The organism is Pseudomonas sp. SDO5522_S412 (assembly GCF_054071215.1).
Genome location: NZ_JBSVWQ010000045.1, coordinates 1 through 18,199 on the forward strand (window position 1 = coordinate 1; position 18,199 = coordinate 18,199).

At 62.9% G+C, this 18,199-nt stretch carries 3 protein-coding genes; all 3 read left to right on the forward strand.

Annotated elements, in window-relative coordinates; all coding sequences use genetic code 11:
• A partial coding sequence (locus ACW9I6_RS12685) for an amino acid adenylation domain-containing protein (protein WP_457339380.1) occupies positions 1 to 4,798 on the forward strand: 4,798 nt, incomplete at its 5' end.
• Positions 4,798 to 17,127: a non-ribosomal peptide synthase/polyketide synthase gene (locus ACW9I6_RS12690; RefSeq protein WP_457339381.1), complete on the forward strand. Its 12,330-nt coding sequence runs from the start codon at positions 4,798 to 4,800 to the stop codon at positions 17,125 to 17,127. The genes ACW9I6_RS12685 and ACW9I6_RS12690, both read left to right, overlap by 1 nt.
• An 84-nt stretch (positions 17,128 to 17,211) precedes the next feature.
• Positions 17,212 to 18,174, forward strand: a complete 963-nt coding sequence (locus tag ACW9I6_RS12695; RefSeq protein WP_457339382.1) for an alpha/beta hydrolase fold domain-containing protein — start codon at positions 17,212 to 17,214, stop codon at positions 18,172 to 18,174.
• The last annotated feature ends 25 nt before the right edge of the window (positions 18,175 to 18,199 follow it).

Sequence of the window (18,199 nt, forward strand, 5' to 3'; positions counted from 1 at the left end):
CGTGCTGAAACTGGAGCGGGTTGGTCTCACCGACAACTTCTTCGAACTGGGTGGCGACTCGATTATCTCGATTCAAGTGGTCAGCCGCGCCCGGCAGTCCGGCATCCGCTTTAGTCCAAAAGACCTGTTCCAGCACCAGACGGTGCAGGCATTGGCGACTGTCGCGCAGACCGGTGACCAGCTGCAGGTAATCGATCAGGCTGCGGTGCAGGGCCCGGCGTTGCTGCTGCCGATTCAACAGGCTTACTTTGCCGACGCCATCCCGCAGCGTCACCACTACAACCAGTCGGTGCTGCTGCAACCGGCCCGTGCGCTGCAAGCGGCGCTGGTGGAGCAAGCATTGCAGGCGCTGGTGCTGCATCACGATGCGTTGCGGGTGATGTTCAACGAAAGCGCCGAAGGCTGGAGTGCCAGCCATCGCGACGCATCGATGCGCAATGATCTGTTATGGGCGCGCCCGGTGGCCGATGCTGGCGCGCTGGAAGTGCTGGCCAATCAAGCCCAGCGCAGCCTGAACCTGCAAACCGGACCCTTGCTGCGCGCCGTGTTGGCGACCCTGGACGATGGCACCCAGCGGCTGTTGCTGGTGATCCATCACCTGGCGGTGGACGGTGTGTCGTGGCGGATTCTGTTCGACGACCTGCAAACGGCCTACAACCAATTGCTCGCCGGGCAAGCCTTGCAATTGCCGGCCAAGACCAGCTCGGTCAAGGCGTTTGCCGAACAGTTGCAAGCGCATGCACGCAGCGCGCAATTGCAGCAGCAGTTGGCCTACTGGCAGGCGCAACTGCAAGGTGCGCCGGCTGACCTGCCGTGCCTCAACCCCGAGGCGAGCCCACAGAACGGCCAGGCCATCACTGTTCATACGCGTCTGGACAAACACCTGACGCGGCAACTGCTGCAAGAAGCGCCAGCCGCCTATCGCACTCAGGTCAACGACCTGTTGCTGACCGCCCTGGCGCGGGTGGTCTGCCGTTGGACCGGGCATGCAAGTACCTTGATCCAGCTTGAAGGCCATGGTCGCGAAGAGTTGTTTGCCAACATCGACCTGACGCGCACCGTGGGGTGGTTCACCAGTATGTTCCCGGTCCAGTTGTCGCCGGCGGCGGCACTCGGGGACTCGATCAAGTCGATCAAGCAAGGGTTGCGATCGATCCCGGACAAGGGGGTGGGTTTCGGCGCGCTGCGCTTCCTCGGTGACGAGGCCAGCCGGTCAGCCTTGCAAGCGCTGCCGGTGCCGCGCATTACCTTCAACTACCTGGGGCAGTTCGACGCCAGCTTCGATAAGGAACAGGGCGCGTTGTTCAGCCCGGCCAGCGAAAGCGCCGGTGAAGAGCAAAGCGCGATGGCGCCCCTGGGCAATTGGCTGAGCCTCAACGGGCGGGTATTTGATGGCGCACTGAGCCTGGGCTGGACGTTCAGCCACCAACAGTTCGAGCAGGCCACCATCCAGCAACTGGCCGACGATTATGCCGTGGAGCTGGCTCTGTTGATCGGTCATTGCTGCGATCCTGCAAACCATGGCATGACGCCTTCCGACTTCCCGCTGGCCAGCTTTACCCAACCGCAGCTCGATAACCTGGGCCTCGCCGCCCGTTCGGTGGATGACATCTACCCGCTGGCGCCGATGCAGCAGGGCATGCTGTTCCACAGCTTGTACGAACACGGCAGCGGTCAGTACATCAATCAGATGTGCCTGGACATCGACGGTCTCGACCCACAGCGTTTCGAAGCTGCCTGGCAGGCGGCGGTCGACGCCCATGACATTTTGCGCAGCAGTTTCATCTGGGAAGGCAGCGAGCAACCGGTGCAGGTGGTGCATAAACAGGTGCGCGTACCCTTCACCGCGCTGGATTGGAGCACACGCACGGATGCCCCGCAGACCCTCGTCGAGTTGGCGTCCAGCGAGCGCGACCAGGGTTTCGACCTCGCCCTCGCGCCGCTGCTGCGGCTGGTGCTGGTCAAGACCGCTGAACAGCGTTATCACCTGATTTATACCCATCACCACATTCTGATGGACGGCTGGAGCAACTCGCAGCTGCTGGGCGAGGTGTTGCAACGTTACGATGGCCAGGTGCTGCCGCGCCCGGCCGGCCGCTATCGTGACTACATCGCCTGGCTGCAAGGGCGTGATGCCAAGGCCAGTGAAACGTTCTGGCGTGCGCAACTGCACGCGCTCGACGCGCCGACGCGCCTCGCCGAAAACCGTTTCGCCGCGCCGCAGCCGGCTGTCGAAACCAGCCATGCCAGCCTGTATCACTCACTGTCCCAACAGCAGACCCAACGACTGGGCGAATTCGCCCGCCAGCAAAAGGTCACCCTCAATACCGTGGTCCAGGCGGCCTGGTTGCTGCTCCTGCAACATTACACCGGGCATGACACGGTGGCCTTCGGCGCCACGGTGTCCGGACGCCCCGGCGAACTCAAAGGCGTCGAACAGCAGATAGGCCTGTTCATCAATACCTTGCCGGTGATTGCCAGCCCCCGGCCGGAACAATCGGTCACCAGCCTGCTGCAACAGCTTCAGGCCCGCAACGTTGCGTTGCGCGAGCATGAACACACGCCGCTGTTCGAGATTCAGCGCTGGGCCGGGCAGGGCGGTGAAGGCCTGTTCGACACGCTGCTGGTGTTCGAAAACTACCCGCTGGCCGAGGCCCTGCAAGCGCAGGCACCGTCAGGCCTGAGCTTCGGCACGGTGGGTAATCAGGAACAGACTAATTTCCCGTTGACCCTGGCCGTTAATCTCAATGAGACCCTGAGCCTGCACTTCACTTATGCCCATGCTGCGTTCCATACACATACAATCCAGCGCCTGGCTGAGCAGGTGGAGCACGTGCTCGCACAGATGGTGAGCCTGGCCGCCGACCGTAGCCTGGGCGATATAGACCTGGTTGGCGCGGCGACGCGCACCGTGCTGTTGCGCGACTGGAATGCCACGGCAGTGTCGGCCACCGACCCACGCCACGTTCATCAATGGTTCGAGTCCCAGGCTCGACGCACGCCTGATGCGCCGGCCCTGTTGGCCGATCAAGCGTCGCTGACCTATGCCCAGCTCAACCTGCGCGCCAATCGCCTGGCTCATGCGTTGATCGAGCGGGGTGTAGGCCCGGACGTGTTGGTGGGGCTGTGCATGCCGCGCAGCGTGCAGATGGTCGTCGGGCTACTGGCGATCCTCAAGGCCGGTGGTGCCTATGTACCGCTGGACCCGGCTTATCCACAGGATCGTTTGATGTACATGGTCGAGGACAGCGGCATTGCCTTGCTGTTGACCGAAACCAGCGTACAGCCGTACTTCGCCGACGTGGCCGTGGACTGCCTGCTGCTGGACGCACTGCCCGAGCGGTTCGATGGCTACGGCGAGCATGAGCCTTCGGTAACCGTCGACAGCCAGAACCTCGCCTATGTGATCTATACCTCCGGTTCCACCGGGAAACCCAAAGGCGTGACGATTCGCCATGGCGCCCTGAGCAACCATATGGAATGGATGCAGGGTTGCCTGAAGCTGGATCACAGTGACCGTGTCCTGCAGAAGACCGCCATCAGTTTCGACGCCTCGGTGTGGGAGTTCTGGTTGCCACTGATGAGCGGCGCGCAACTGGTATTGGCCGCGCCGCAGTTGAACCTGGACTTGACCACCTTGTGGGTCGAGGTGGAGCGTTGGGGGATCAGTGTGCTGCAAATGGCGCCATCGTTGCTGCAGGCGCTGTTGCCGCTGGCGACCCGTGAACACCTGGCCTCCTTGCGCCTGCTGCTGTGCGGCGGTGAAGCGCTGAGTGCGCACCTTTCCCGCCAGGTCCTGGGCCTCTTCGATGGCGAGCTGCGCAATCTTTATGGCCCCACGGAGGCCACGATTGATACCAGCAGCCATGCCGTGGCGGCCACTGTCGAAGACGACGGGCGAATCATCGCCATCGGTCGTCCGATCAACAACGTACGCACCTATGTGCTGGACGGCGCCTTGCAGCCTTGCGCCGTGGGGGCGATTGGCGAGTTGTACATCGGTGGTGAATCCCTGGCCCGTGGTTATCACCAGCGTCCAGGGCTGACCGCCGAGCGCTTCGTTCCCGATCCGTTTGGCGAGTCGGCCGCCGCACGCCTGTATCGCACCGGCGACCTGGTGCGCCACGCCGAAAATGGCGTAATCGAATACATCGGCCGGATTGACCATCAGGTGAAAATCCGTGGCCTGCGCATTGAGCTGGGTGAAATCGAAGCCCGCCTCCACGCTCAACCTGAAGTACGAGATGCGGTAGTGCTGGCTCGGGAAACGGCGACCGGCACGAGCCTGGTGGGTTGGCTTGTCAGCCAGGACAGCAGCCTGGATAGGGCGGCCGAGGCGCGCTTGAGTGAACAGCTCAAGGCGCGGCTGGCACAACAGATGCCGGACTTCATGGTGCCCACCCATCTGGTCTTCCTCGATCAACTGCCGCTTACACCCAACGGCAAACTCGACCGCAAGGCACTGCCCGCGCCGGATAACCGCGCGCTGCATTCGGCTTACCTGGCGCCGCAAAGCGATCTGCAATGCAAGGTCGCGGCCATCTGGCAAGGCGTGCTCAACGTTGAGCAGGTCGGTCTGGCGGATGATTTCTTCGAGCTGGGCGGGCATTCGCTGCTGGTGGTGAATGTGGTGTCGCGCCTGCAGCTCGAACTGGGCATGAAGTTAACGCCCCAATTGATATTCCAATTTCCGGTCCTCGGTGCGTTTGTCGCGCAACTGGAGCAGACCGGCACGTCAATGAGCACGTCAAAATTGAGCAAGCTTGAAGCGCTGCTTGATGAATTCGAGGAGGTTTGATGGACACCGCTGTCGCACAACGTATTGCCAGGCGCTTCATAACGCTGCCGCTGGAAAAACGCCGTCTTTACCTGCAGAAAATGCTCGAAGAGGACGTTTCCCCGGCGAACCTGCCGATTCCGCCTGTCAGTGCCGAGTTCGACACGTTGTCATTGTCCTTTGCCCAGGAGCGTCAATGGTTCTTGTGGCAGCTGGACCCGGAAAGCGCGGCTTATCACATGCCTACGGCCCTGCGCTTGCGCGGTCCATTGGACATTGCGGCGCTGCAACAGAGTTTCAGTGCGCTGGTCGCGCGCCATGAGAGCCTGCGTACCACCTTCGTGGTGCACGGCGAGCAAGTGGTGCAGCAAGTGCAGGAGGCTGCACCGGTAAGTCTGCAGGTGCAGCCTCTGGCCCAGGTGCCGGATGCGGCGCAACTGCGGCATTTGATCGAAGACGAGACGCGCCGGCTGTTCGACTTGCAGCAGGGGCCCTTGTTGCGTACGTGCCTGTTGCAACTGGGCGCGGATGACCATGTGCTGATTGTCACCTTGCACCACATCGTTTCCGATGGCTGGTCGATGCAGGTAATGGTCGAGGAGTTGGTCAAGGGTTACGCCGCGTTCAGTCGAGGGTTGAGCCTGGAACTGCCAGCGTTGCCGATTCAATACAGCGACTACGCCATCTGGCAGCGGCACTGGATGGAGGCCGGCGAGCGGGAGCGGCAGTTGCAATACTGGACCGCGCAACTGGGCGGCGAGCAGCCGGTGCTTGAGCTCCCGACTGACGTTGCGCGCCCGGCCGTGATGAGCTATCGCGGTGCCCGGCTGGAGTTGGATATCGACGCCGCGCTGGCCTGCGGCCTCAAGCAGATGGCCCAGCGCGAAGGGGTCAGTCTGTTCATGATCCTGCTGGCCTCCTACCAGGCCTTGCTGCATCGCTACAGCGGGCAGAACGACATTCGGGTTGGCGTGCCGACCGCGAACCGTAACCGGGTGGAGACCGAGGGGTTGATCGGCTTTTTCGTCAACACCCAAGTGCTCAAGAGTGAGGTCGACAGCCAGGGCTCCTTCAGTGCCTTGCTGCAACAGGTCAAGCAGACTGCGCTGGATGCCCAGGCGCATCAGGACCTGCCGTTCGAGCAACTGGTGGAAGCCTTGCAGCCGCAACGCAACCTGAGCCACAGCCCGCTGTTTCAAGTGATGTTCAACCACCAGACCCAAGGCCCGGCGGGCGAGGGGCCGGCCGGTGAATTGAAGGTCGAGGGGCTGCGCTGGGATACCCATAGTGCACAGTTCGACTTGACCCTGGAAACCATGGAGCGCCCCGATGGCCTGTCTGCGGCGCTGATCTATGCCACGGATCTGTTCGGTGCAGACACGGTTGCGCGGATGGCCGGGCACTGGCAAAACCTGCTGCAGGCAATCATCGCGAACCCGGCACAAAGCATCGGTGAGCTGCCGTTGCTTGACGCTGAACAGCGCCAAGCGCAGCTCGACGATTGCGTCCGCACGTCGGTAGCCACACCGCAGGCGGGTTATGTTCATCGATTGTTCGAGGCACAGGTGGCCCGCTCGCCGGAGGCGCAGGCGCTGGTCATCAATGGCCAGCGCTTGAGCTACGGGCAACTCAATACCCGGGCCAATCAATTGGCGGTGGAGCTGCAACGTCACGGGGTGGGCGCGGGTGTGCTGGTGGGCATTGCCGTCGAACGCAGCCCGCACATGCTGATCGGGTTGTTGGCAATCCTCAAGGCCGGCGGCGCCTATCTGCCTCTCGATCCCGCGTTCCCGCAGGATCGCCTCGCCTACATGATTGAGGACAGTGGCATCGACCTGTTGCTGACCCAACATTCACTGCTCAGCCAGATCCCGGTGCCTGACACGGTCACTACGCTGGTGCTGGATCAACCGGGCAATTGGCTTGACGGCCATGCCGGTGACGATCTGCCTACCCGGCTGGATCCGGAGCACCTGGCTTATGTCATCTACACGTCTGGCTCCACCGGCCAGCCGAAAGGGGTGATGGTGCGACATGGCGCCCTGACCAACTTTGTCGCAAGCATGGCCAGGGTGCCGGGCATGACCGCCCAGGATCGGGCGTTGTCACTGACCACGTTCTCGTTTGATATTTTCGGCCTGGAAATCTACGTACCCCTGATGGTCGGCGCGTGCATCGTGCTGACCGGCCAGGAGGTGGCGCAGGACCCGTACGCCGTGCTGGCCCTGATCGACGCCGAACAGGTCAACGTGGTGCAGGCGACTCCCTCGACCTGGCGCATGTTGCTCGACAATGAACAGGCCCACGTGCTCCAGGGGTGCACGTGCCTGTGCGGCGGCGAGGCGTTGCCCCAGGAACTGGCGGTGCGCATGCTTGGCCTTGGCGGTGAAGTCTGGAATCTCTATGGCCCGACGGAAACCACGGTCTGGTCGGCGTTGCACCGGCTGCGTCCGCAGGCTGCGCAACCTTGGCTGGGCGGGCCAATCGACAACACATCGCTGTACATCGTCGGTGCAGACCTGATGCCGGTGCCCTATGGTGTTGCCGGCGAATTGCTGATCGGCGGGGACGGTCTGGCGCGGGGTTACTTCCAGCGCCCGGGATTGACCGCCGAACGTTTTGTTCCCCATCCGTTTTCCAGCACCGGCGAGCGGCTTTACCGCACCGGCGACCTCGCACGTCAGCGCCCGGACGGTATCCTCGAATACCTGGGGCGGATCGACCATCAGGTGAAAATTCGCGGTTTCCGCATCGAGCTCGGGGAAATCGAAGCGCGCCTGCTGGAGCAGGACGCTGTACGTGAAGCCGCGGTACTGGCCCAGGATGCCCCGGGCGGCCAGGCGTTGGTGGCGTATGTGGTCCCCGCCGCCGAATGGCAGGGCCTGGATGCCGACGGCCAGGGTCGCCTGCGCGACAGCCTGAACGCCCGGCTCAAGGCCAACTTGCCCGACTACATGGTGCCGGCGCATATGGTGCTGTTGCCAAGGTTCCCGCTGACCCCCAATGGCAAGCTGGACCGCAGGCAACTGCCCAAGCCCGATGCCAGCCAATGGCAGAAAACCTACGTGGCTGCGCAGACACCGGTGCAGCAAGCGGTGGCGGCGATCTGGGCCGAGGTGCTCAACGTGCCGCGGGTTGGCCTGAGTGACAACTTTTTCGAGCTGGGCGGCCATTCGCTGCTGGCGACCCAAATGGTTTCGCGGATTCGCCAGCAACTGCAAGTCCAGGTGCCTTTGCGCCTGCTGTTCGCCCATAACACCCTGCAAGCATTTGTCGAGGCGATGGCCCCGGCATCGTTGACTCCTGAACAGGCCATCCCGCGCGTTGCACGCGACCAGCCGCTTGCCCTGTCATATGCCCAGCAACGGCAATGGTTTTTGTGGCAATTGGAGCCCACCAGCAGCGCCTACCACATTCCCGCGGCCCTGCGTTTGCGCGGCCACCTTGACCTGGCGGCCTTGCAACAGTGTTTTGACGCCCTGGTGGCGCGTCATGAGAGCTTGCGTACCCGGTTTGTGCTGGAGAACGAGCGTTCCGTACAACGGGTCGACGCGCCGGCACCGGTGGCGATTGCGCTTGAATCGGCGGCTGCCGGGCTGGATGACCCTGGCCTGCGCGGCTTGATTGAAACTGAAACCCGCCAACTCTTTGATCTGCAGCGTGGGCCGTTGCTGCGGGTCAAGCTGTTGCAACTGGGCGCTGAAGATCACGTGCTGATCCTGACCCAGCACCACATCGTGTCGGATGCCTGGTCGATGCGGGTCATGATCGATGAGCTGATGCAGTTATACCGCGGCTTCAGTCAAGGCCAACCGGCGGCGTTGGCGGCACTGCCGATCCAGTATGCCGATTACGCACAGTGGCAGCGTCAGTGGCTGGCGGCGGGTGAGCAGCAACGTCAGCTCAGCTACTGGACAGAACAGTTGGGCGGCGAGCAACCGGTCCTTGAACTGCCAACCGACCATCCACGTCCGGTTCAGCAAAGCTATCGTGGGGCCCGGCTGCCGATCACCCTCGAGCCGTCCCTGGCCGAGAGTCTCAAGCGCCTGGCGCAGCGGCAAAACACCACACTGTTCATGCTGCTGCTGGCCGGCTTCCAGACCTTGTTGCACCGCTACAGCGGACAGCAGGATATTCGTGTCGGGGTACCGATTGCCAACCGCAATCGCCTGGAAACCGAAGGGATGCTGGGTTTCTTCGTCAACACCCAGGTACTCCGGGCCGACATTGAGGGGCACCTGCGCTTTGACCAATTGCTTCATCAGGTCAAGCAGCGGGTACTGGGAGCACAGGCCCATCAGGACCTGCCGTTCGAGCAACTGGTGGAGCTGCTTGCACCTGCACGCAACCTGAGCCATACGCCGTTGTTCCAGGCCATGTTCAACCATGCCAGTGATGCTCGTCGCGAGGCGATTGAACTGCCGGGGTTGAGCCTGGAGCAATTGACCTGGGATTCGGGCAGCGTGCAGTTCGACCTCTCCCTGGATACGTTCGAGTACAGCGAAGGTATCAGTGCCGCACTGTCCTATGCCTCTGACTTGTTTGAGCCAGCCACCGTCGCACGCCTGGGCGAGCACTGGCTGAACCTGCTGCGCGCGATTGTGGCCAACCCCACCCAGCGCATCGCCGAATTGCCGATGCTCGATGCGGTGCAGCGCCGGATGATGGTTGAGGACTGGAACCGCACGTTCGCCCACTACCCGAACCACCAGCCGGTGCACCACTTGATCGAAGCCCAGGTGGAGCGGGCCCCGCATGCCGTGGCGTTGGTGTTCGAGGGTCAGTCGCTGACCTATGCCCAGCTCAACGCGCGGGCCAACCGATTGGCTCATGCCTTGATCGCGCGTGGCGTAGGCCCCGATGTGCTGGTGGGCATTGCACTGCACCGCAGCCTGGAAATGGTGGTGGGCCTGTTGGCGATCCTGAAGGCCGGCGGCGCCTATGTACCGCTGGACCCGGAATACCCGCCGGAACGCTTGTCCTACATGATCGACGACAGCGGCATCGAATGGTTGCTGACCCAGCAAGCGCTGGTCGCAACCTTGCCGCTGCCGGAACGGGTGCGCACGCTGATACTCGATGGTGACGATGCCTGGCTGGCCGGTGAGGCGCAAGGCAACCCCGAGTCGCGGGCCGTCGCGCAAAACCTCGCCTATGTGATTTACACCTCCGGATCCACTGGCAAACCCAAAGGGGCTGGCAACAGCCACGGTGCCCTGACCAACCGGTTGTGCTGGATGCAACAGGCCTACGGGTTGCACGCCGACGACCGCGTGCTGCAAAAAACGCCGTTCAGCTTCGATGTGTCCGTCTGGGAGTTTTTCTGGCCGCTTATGACCGGCATCCGCTTGGTCGTGGCGTCGCCAGGGGATCATCGCGATCCACAGAAGCTGGTCCAATTGATCGAGCGCGAGGGCATTACTACCCTGCATTTCGTCCCGTCGATGCTGCAAGCGTTCGTGCTGGATGCCAATGTCAGCCGCTGCACCAGCCTCACCCGTATCGTTTGCAGTGGCGAAGCGTTGCCGATCGATGCGCAGCAGCAGGTCTTCGCCAAGCTGCCGGGCGCGGGGCTGTTCAATCTCTACGGCCCTACCGAAGCCGCAATTGACGTCACCCACTGGACCTGTCGTGACGAGGGCCGTGACGCCGTGCCCATCGGCGAGCCGATTGCGAACTTGATGACCTACATTCTCGACGCCGAGCTCAACCCGGTGCCCTGCGGCGTCAACGGCGAACTGTACCTCAGCGGCCAGGGACTGGCGCGTGGGTATCACCGTCGCCCGGAGCTGACGGCCGAACGATTCGTGGCAAGCCCGTTTGTCGCGGGTGAACGGCTGTACCGCACGGGCGACTTGGCCCGTTACCGCGTTGACGGGGTGATTGATTACATTGGCCGTATCGACCATCAGGTGAAAATCCGCGGCTTTCGTATCGAGCTGGGTGAAATCGAGGCCCGTCTGCTGGAGCACGGGGCCGTGCGCGAAGCCGTGGTGGTGGCGCAGGACAGCCGCAACGGCAAAGCCCTGAGTGGCTACGTCGTTACCCAGCCTGGCGCCGCCAGCGACTGGCCGGCACTGCGCGAGGCGCTGACTGCGCATCTGCGCCAGACCCTGCCGGAACACATGGTGCCGACGCACCTGACGCCGCTGGAAAAAATGCCCCTGAGCCCCAACGGCAAACTCGACCGCAAGGCTCTCCCGGTGCCAGACATGGCTGAGGTACAGCAGGACTTCGTGGCTCCCGCCAATGCAGTCGAAAGTGCCCTGGTCGAGATCTGGCAAGCCGTGCTCGGCGTGGCCCGGGTGGGCACTGCCGATAACTTCTTCGCCTTGGGCGGTGACTCGATCAATTCGATTCAAGTGGTCAGCCGTGCACGTCAGCAGGGAATCGGCCTGGCCCCCAAGGACCTGTTCCTGCACCAGAACATCCAGGCGCTGGCCCGGGCTGCGAGCGCCGATCAAGCCGCAACGATCGATCAGGGGCCGGTCAGCGGTGACAGCCATCTGGTTCCGATGCAGCACTGGTTCTTCGCCAATGACATGGCGCACCGTGACCACTGGAACCAGTCGCTGATGCTGACCCCGCGCGAGCCATTGGACGGCGCATGTCTGCAGCAGGCCCTTGAGCACGTGGTGGCCCATCATGACGCCTTGCGCTTGCGCTTCGTGCAATCGGGCGATGGTACCTGGCAGGCCAGCCATGAGGCCGTCGGCGCACAACCGGTAGGCCTCTGGCAGCGCCAGGCAGAGAACGCCGATGAGATCATCGCCATTGCCAACCAGGCGCAACGCAGCCTCGACCTGCAACACGGCCCGCTGTTGCGTTGCAGCCTGATCGCAGTGCAGGACGGCAGTTCGCGCCTGCATCTGGCGATTCACCATCTGGTGATGGACGGTGTGTCGTGGCGCGTGCTGCTGGAAGACTTGCAAACGGCCTACCGGCAACTGGCGGTAAACCAGCCTGTGGTGTTGCCACCCAAGTCCACCGCGTTCAAGGCGTGGGCCGAGCAGTTGCAGGGCTACGCCCACAGCGAAGGGCTGGCTCGGGAGTTGAGTTACTGGACCGGGCAACAGGCCCATGCGTTGCCGGAACTGCCACGGGCGCGGCCTGAGGGCAGCCAGGCTTCGGTGCATGGCCATTCGGTCAACACGCGTCTGGATACAGAACAGACTCGGCGCCTGCTCAAGCAGGCACCGTCGGCCTATCGCACCCAGGTCAACGACCTTTTGCTCAGTGCCCTGGCGCAGGTGATTTGCCAGTGGACTGCGCAACCTGCGTGCCTGGTGCAACTGGAAGGCCATGGCCGTGAGGAACTGTTCGGCGACGTCGACCTGAGCCGTACGTTGGGCTGGTTCACCAGCCTGTTCCCGGTGGTATTGACCCCATCGGTGCACGCGGCAGACACCATCAAGGGCATCAAGGAACAGCTGCGCGCGGTGCCGAACAAGGGCCTGGGTTATGGCGTGCTGCGTTACCTCGGTGCAGAGGATGTCCGCTCGCGTCTGGCGAAACTCGCGCAGGCCCGGATTACCTTCAACTACCTCGGCCAGTTCGACCAGAGCTTTGATGAGCAGGCGTTATTCGCGCCGAGCGAGGAGGGCAGCGGGGCTGGGCACGCTGATGACGTGGCGCTGGGCAACTGGCTGACCATCGATGGCCGGGTGTACAACGGCCAGTTGTCCCTGGACTGGACCTTCAGCCGCGAAGTTTTTGATGAGGCCACCGTCCAGCAATTGGCCGATGCCTACGGCGTCGCGTTGCAGGCACTGATAGAGCATTGCTGCGGCGAAGAGCATCAGGGCCTGACGCCGTCTGACTTCCCGCTGGCCCGTTTGACCCAGGCGCACCTTGACGGCTTGCCGGTGCCCGTGGCGCAGGTGCAAGACGTCTATGCGTTGTCACCGATGCAAGAAGGCATGCTGTTCCACACCCTGGCCGACGACAGCAGCGGTTTGTACATCAACCAGATCAGCCTGCCGGTACACGGGCTGGATACCGAACGCTTCGCCGCAGCCTGGCAATCGGTGATTGAGCGTGAGGACATTCTGCGGACCAGCTTTCACTGGCAGGATGGCTTGAGCGCCCCGGTGCAAATTGTCCACCGCCAGGCCGAATTGCCGCTGCTGATCGAAGATTGGCGCGGCCAGGACATCAGCGAACAGGCGATCGGCGAGCGCGCAACGGCTGATTACCTGCAAGGGTTCGATCTGGCCCGTGCGCCGTTGCAGCGTGTGCTGTTGCTGCGGCTTGAGGACGACCGTTACCAGATGATCTGGACCTGCCATCACATCCTGATGGACGGCTGGAGCAGTTCGCGACTGTTTGGCGAGGTAATGCAGTTTTATGCCCAGGGCCACGTGCCGACACGCAACGGTCGTTACCGCGAGTTCATCGAATGGCTGCAACGCCAGGATCAACGGGCGCTGGAGGGCTTCTGGAGAAGCCGTCTTGCAACGCTGGAGCAGGCCACCTCGCTGAACCAGGCGATGTTCCCGCGGCATGTCGAGGATTTGCCCGGGCACCAGGCGCTTTACTCACGTTGGGATGCGGTGCAAACCGCACGCCTGCAACAGGCTTGCCGCGCCTTGCAAATCACCCCCAACACGCTGATCCAGGGCGCGTGGCTGTTGTTGCTGCAACGCTTTACCGGGCAGAACACTGTGGTGTTCGGTGCCACCGTGGCTGGCCGTCCTGCGGGGTTGGCCAATGCCGACAACATCCTGGGGCTGTTCATCAATACGCTACCGGTGATCCAGACCCTGGAACCCGCGCAGCCGCTGGATCAGTGGCTGCAAGCGTTGCAGGCCTGCAACATGGACATCCGTGAGTACGCACACGCGCCGCTGGCGGATATCCAGCGCTGGTCGGGGCTGGGTGGGCAAGGGCTGTTCGACAGCATCATCGTGTTTGAAAACTACCCGATCGATGAGCGCCTGGGTGAGCAACAGGACACCGGCCTGAGTTTCGGCGAGTCGCGTAACCATGACGTGACCAACTTTGCGATGGACCTGGCGGTCAATCTCGGCGAACAGTTGTCGATCGAATATCTGTTCCTGCGCAATGCCTTCAGTGTCGAGGCGGTAGAGCAGATTCGCCGCTGCATGGAAGACACCCTCGAGGCCATGATCGTTACGCCGACGGCGCGCCTGGGCAACCTTCAGCGCCTTGGGGCCGAGCAGTGGCGAGCCTTTGAGCAGTGGAGTGCGGCGCCGAATGCCAGCTATCACGCGCAGCTCTTGCCGGAACTGATCGCACGCCATGCCGATTCGCGTGGCGAGGCGACGGCACTGGTGTGTGGGGGCGATTCGCTGAGCTACGGTGAGCTGGAACGTCGAGCCAATGGCCTGGCCCATCGCTTGATCGAGCTGGGGGCTGGGCCGGAAGTGGTGGTCGGGGTGGCCCTGGAGCGCTCCGTCGAGATGATCGTGGCGTTACTGGCGGTGATGAAAAGCGGCGCGGCTTATGTGCCGTTGGACATCGACTATCCGCCCGAACGCCTGGCGTTCATGATGCAAGACTCGGCGATGGCGCTGTTGCTGACCCATAGCCAGGTGCAGGCGCGCCTTCCGGCGGTGGAAGGCCTGGCGCAGCTGGCCATCGACACGTTTGACCGCGCCGGCTACAGCGACACGCCGCCCGCCAGCAGTTTGCTGGGCGCCAATCTGGCCTACTTGATTTATACCTCGGGCTCCACCGGTCGGCCGAAAGGCGTGGCAGTGGCGCATGGGCCGATGAGCATGCATTGCCAGGCCATCGCCGGGCTGTATGACATGGATGAGCGTACCCGCGAGCTGCATTTCATGTCATTTGCCTTCGACGGCGCTCATGAGCGCTGGCTCAGTACGCTATTGAGCGGGGGCACGCTGGTGATCCGCGATGCCAGCCTGTGGACACCGGAGCAGACCTTCGACGCCTTGCATCAACACGGCATCACGATTGCCTGTTTCCCGCCGGCCTACCTCAAGCAGTTGGCGGAGTACGCGGCCCATAGCCAACAGGAACCACCCGCGGTACGGGTGTATTGCTTCGGTGGCGATGCGGTGCCGGACCAGACCTTCGAACAAGTGAAAGCGGCACTGCGGCCACAGTTCTTTACCAACGGCTATGGCCCCACCGAAACCGTGGTCACGCCGATGCTCTGGAAGGTCCCGGTCGACACCCGGTGCGAGGCTGCCTATGCGCCGATCGGGCGTGCTGTCGGCGAGCGCGCGCTGTACGTGCTGGACGAAGACCTCAACCCGCTGCCGCCGGGGATTGCCGGTGAGCTCTACATCGGCGGACAGGGCATTGCCCGCGGCTATTACCGTCGTCCGGACCTGAGTGCCGAGCGCTTTGTGCCGGACCCGTTCGGGTCGCCGGGCGATCGCCTCTACCGCAGCGGCGACCTGGTACGCCAGCGTGTTGATGGTGTGCTTGATTACGTCGGGCGTATTGACCACCAGATCAAGGTCCGGGGCTTTCGCATTGAACTGGGGGAAATCGAGGCGAGCCTGCGGCAACTGGACGATGTCAGTGACGCGTTGGTGATCGCCCGTGACAGTGCGTCGGGCAAGCAACTGATCGGTTATGTGGTGACGCCCGATGGCATGGCCATCGGTGATCGCCTCAAGGCGGACTTGCGCGCGCAATTGCCGGATTACATGGTGCCCACCCAGGTCATCTGCATGGCGGCGCTGCCTGTCACGCCCAATGGCAAGCTGGATCGCCAGGCCTTGCCGGAGCCTGAATTCAAGGGCGGCGAGTATGTTCCCGGCCGTACTCGTGACGAGCAACTGCTGGCACAGGTCTGGGCTGATGTGTTGCAAGTGGAGCGCGTGGGTATCACCGACAACTTCTTCGAGTTGGGCGGTGACTCGATCCTCAGCCTGCAAGTCGTCTCGCGGGTACGCAACCACCCTGAACTGAAGATGGACCTCAAGCTGCGGGACCTGATGCGCGGGCAGACCATCGAGGCGATTTTCGAGCAGCGTTCAAGCACCGTCGCCACGCTGATCGAGGATGTTTCGCAGGTGGCCGCCGAGGGCCAGTTCAACCTGATTCCGATCCAGCAGTGGCTGTTCGACCAGCGTATGAGCGAGCCGCACCATTACAATCAGGCATTGATGCTGCGTGCACGCCAGGCGCTGAATCTGCCGGCGCTGGAGCTGGCATTGCGCTGCATGTTGAAGCAGCACGACGCCCTGCGCCTGCGCTTTCGTAAGGTGGGCGCACGCTATTGCCAGCATTACCAGCCGCTGGAGGACATGCAGGCGCAATGGGCCACTGAGCCCTTGTTATGGCAACACACCGTGGCCGATGAGGCGGAGCTTGAACTGTACGCCGAACAGGTACAGCGCAGCCTGGACCTGCAAGACGGGCCGGTGTGGCGTACCGCTCATGTGACGTTGGGCGATGGCCAGGTGCGGGTATTGATGGTGATCCATCATTTGGTGGTCGACACCGTTTCCTGGCGTTTGCTGCTGCAGGATTTGCAGGTCGCTTATGAGGCTTACCGCAATGGCCAGGCGCCGGCCCTGCCGATTCGTACCAGCAGCTACCGGGCCTGGGCCGAGGGGCTGCAAGCTTACGCGGCGAATTATCCGGCGCAGGAGCAAGCCTGGTGGCTTGAGCAGATCGACCAGCCGGGCAGTGAGCTGCCGTGCGATAACCCGCGTGGCAAGAACCAGGTGCAGTACCAGTCGGTCGCGCTGATGGGCCTGTCGCAGGAACATACCCAGCAGTTGCTCAAGCAAGTGCCTGCGGTCTACCAGACGCAGATCAACGATGTGTTGCTCGCCGCGCTGAGCCGGGTGTTGTGCCGCTGGAGCGGGCAGCCTTCGGTATTGATCCAGCTCGAAGGCCATGGCCGCGAAGACCTGGTCAAGGACATCGACCTGAGCCGCAGCCTGGGCTGGTTCACCAGCATGTTCCCGGTGCGCCTGGCACCCGGTGCCGGGGCTGATATCGGGAGCTCGGTACGTGCGGTGCAGCGGCAATTGGCGGCCGTACCGAACAAGGGCCTGGGCTACGGCATCCTGCGTCACATGAGCGGTGTGTCGATGGCCGATACCTTGCGCCTGGCACCCCAGGCGCGTGTCACCTTCAACTACCTGGGGCAGTTCGACCAGAGCTTCGATGACAAGGCGATGCTGGTGCCGGCTCAGGAGAGCTATGGCAGTTGCTACAGCCCGCAGGCGGCCCTGGGCAATTGGCTGGAAGTGGTGGGGCAGGTGTATGACGGACGCCTGGCGATGCGCTGTATTTTCAGCACGCGCCGCTACCGTGCCGAAACCGTCGAACAGTTGATGCGAGAGTACCAGGCCGAACTGGAGGCGCTGATCGAGCATTGCGTGGCACAAGCGGCTTAAGGATTGAGGCCGATCCATCGTTATACAAAGAGGGGCCCTTGTGGCTCCTCTTTCGTCTGTGGCTTTTTCATAAGGAAACCTGCGATGTCCTTGCATCCGGAACTCAATGCCTTCCTCGACCTGGCGCAAGAAAGCCAGGCGGACGGTCCTGGGCCGTTTCACCTGTCAACGCCCGCCCAAGCTCGTGAGGCGTTCGAGCGCACCACCGCGCAACTGCGCTGGCAGGCGCCTGCGCAGGTGCGCTGCAGCCACATCGAATTCACGGCACGCGATGGCGCGACGCTGGCGTTGCGTGTGTACCGTCCCGCTGACGTTTCGGCGCAGAGCCTGCCGGTGCTGGTGTACTTCCATGGCGGTGGCTACGTGGTCGGCAGCCTGGAATCCCATGACGGGGTGTGCCGCGAATTCTGCGCCAGAACTCCGTGTGCGGTGGTTTCAGTGGGTTATCGACTGGCGCCGGAGCACAGGTTCCCGACGCCGCTGAACGATGGCGCCGATGCCATGGCCTGGCTGGCCGATAACGCTGCAGCCGAAGGCCTGGACCTCACCCGCGTGGCTTTCGGTGGCGACAGTGTGGGGGCCACGCTGGCGACGGTGCTGGCGTTGCAGTCGGTGCTCGAGCCCGCGACGCTGGCAATTAAACCCTGCTGGCAACTGCTGTGCTATCCGGTGACGGACGCTTCTACCAATAGCCCGTCGACCGAGCTGTTCGGCGAGGGCTATCTGCTGGAGACCGAGACACTGGAATGGTTCTACCGGCATTACGCCCGGGAGGCGGCGGATCGTCTTGACTGGCGCTTCTCGCCGTTACTGGCGCCGGGGTACCCGGGCATGCCACCGGCGCTGATTGCGTTGGCCGGTCATGACCCGCTGCTGGATGAAGGGCGTGCCTATGCCCGACGGTTGCAGGAACAGGGGGTGGCGGTGGAAGTGATCGAGTACGCCGGGTTGATTCACGATTTCCTGCGCCTGCAGAGCGTGGTGCCGGATATCGACGAGGTGTACGCTCAATTGACCCAGGCATTGCGAGCCGCGCTGGCAGCTTGAGAACAGGCACAAAAAAACCGGGCCA

Coding starts and splice junctions, on each gene's coding strand:
- ACW9I6_RS12690 (WP_457339381.1), top strand. CDS start 4,798: ATGGACACCGCTGTCGCACAACGTATTGCCAGGCGCTTCATAACGCTG.
- ACW9I6_RS12695 (WP_457339382.1), top strand. CDS start 17,212: ATGTCCTTGCATCCGGAACTCAATGCCTTCCTCGACCTGGCGCAAGAA.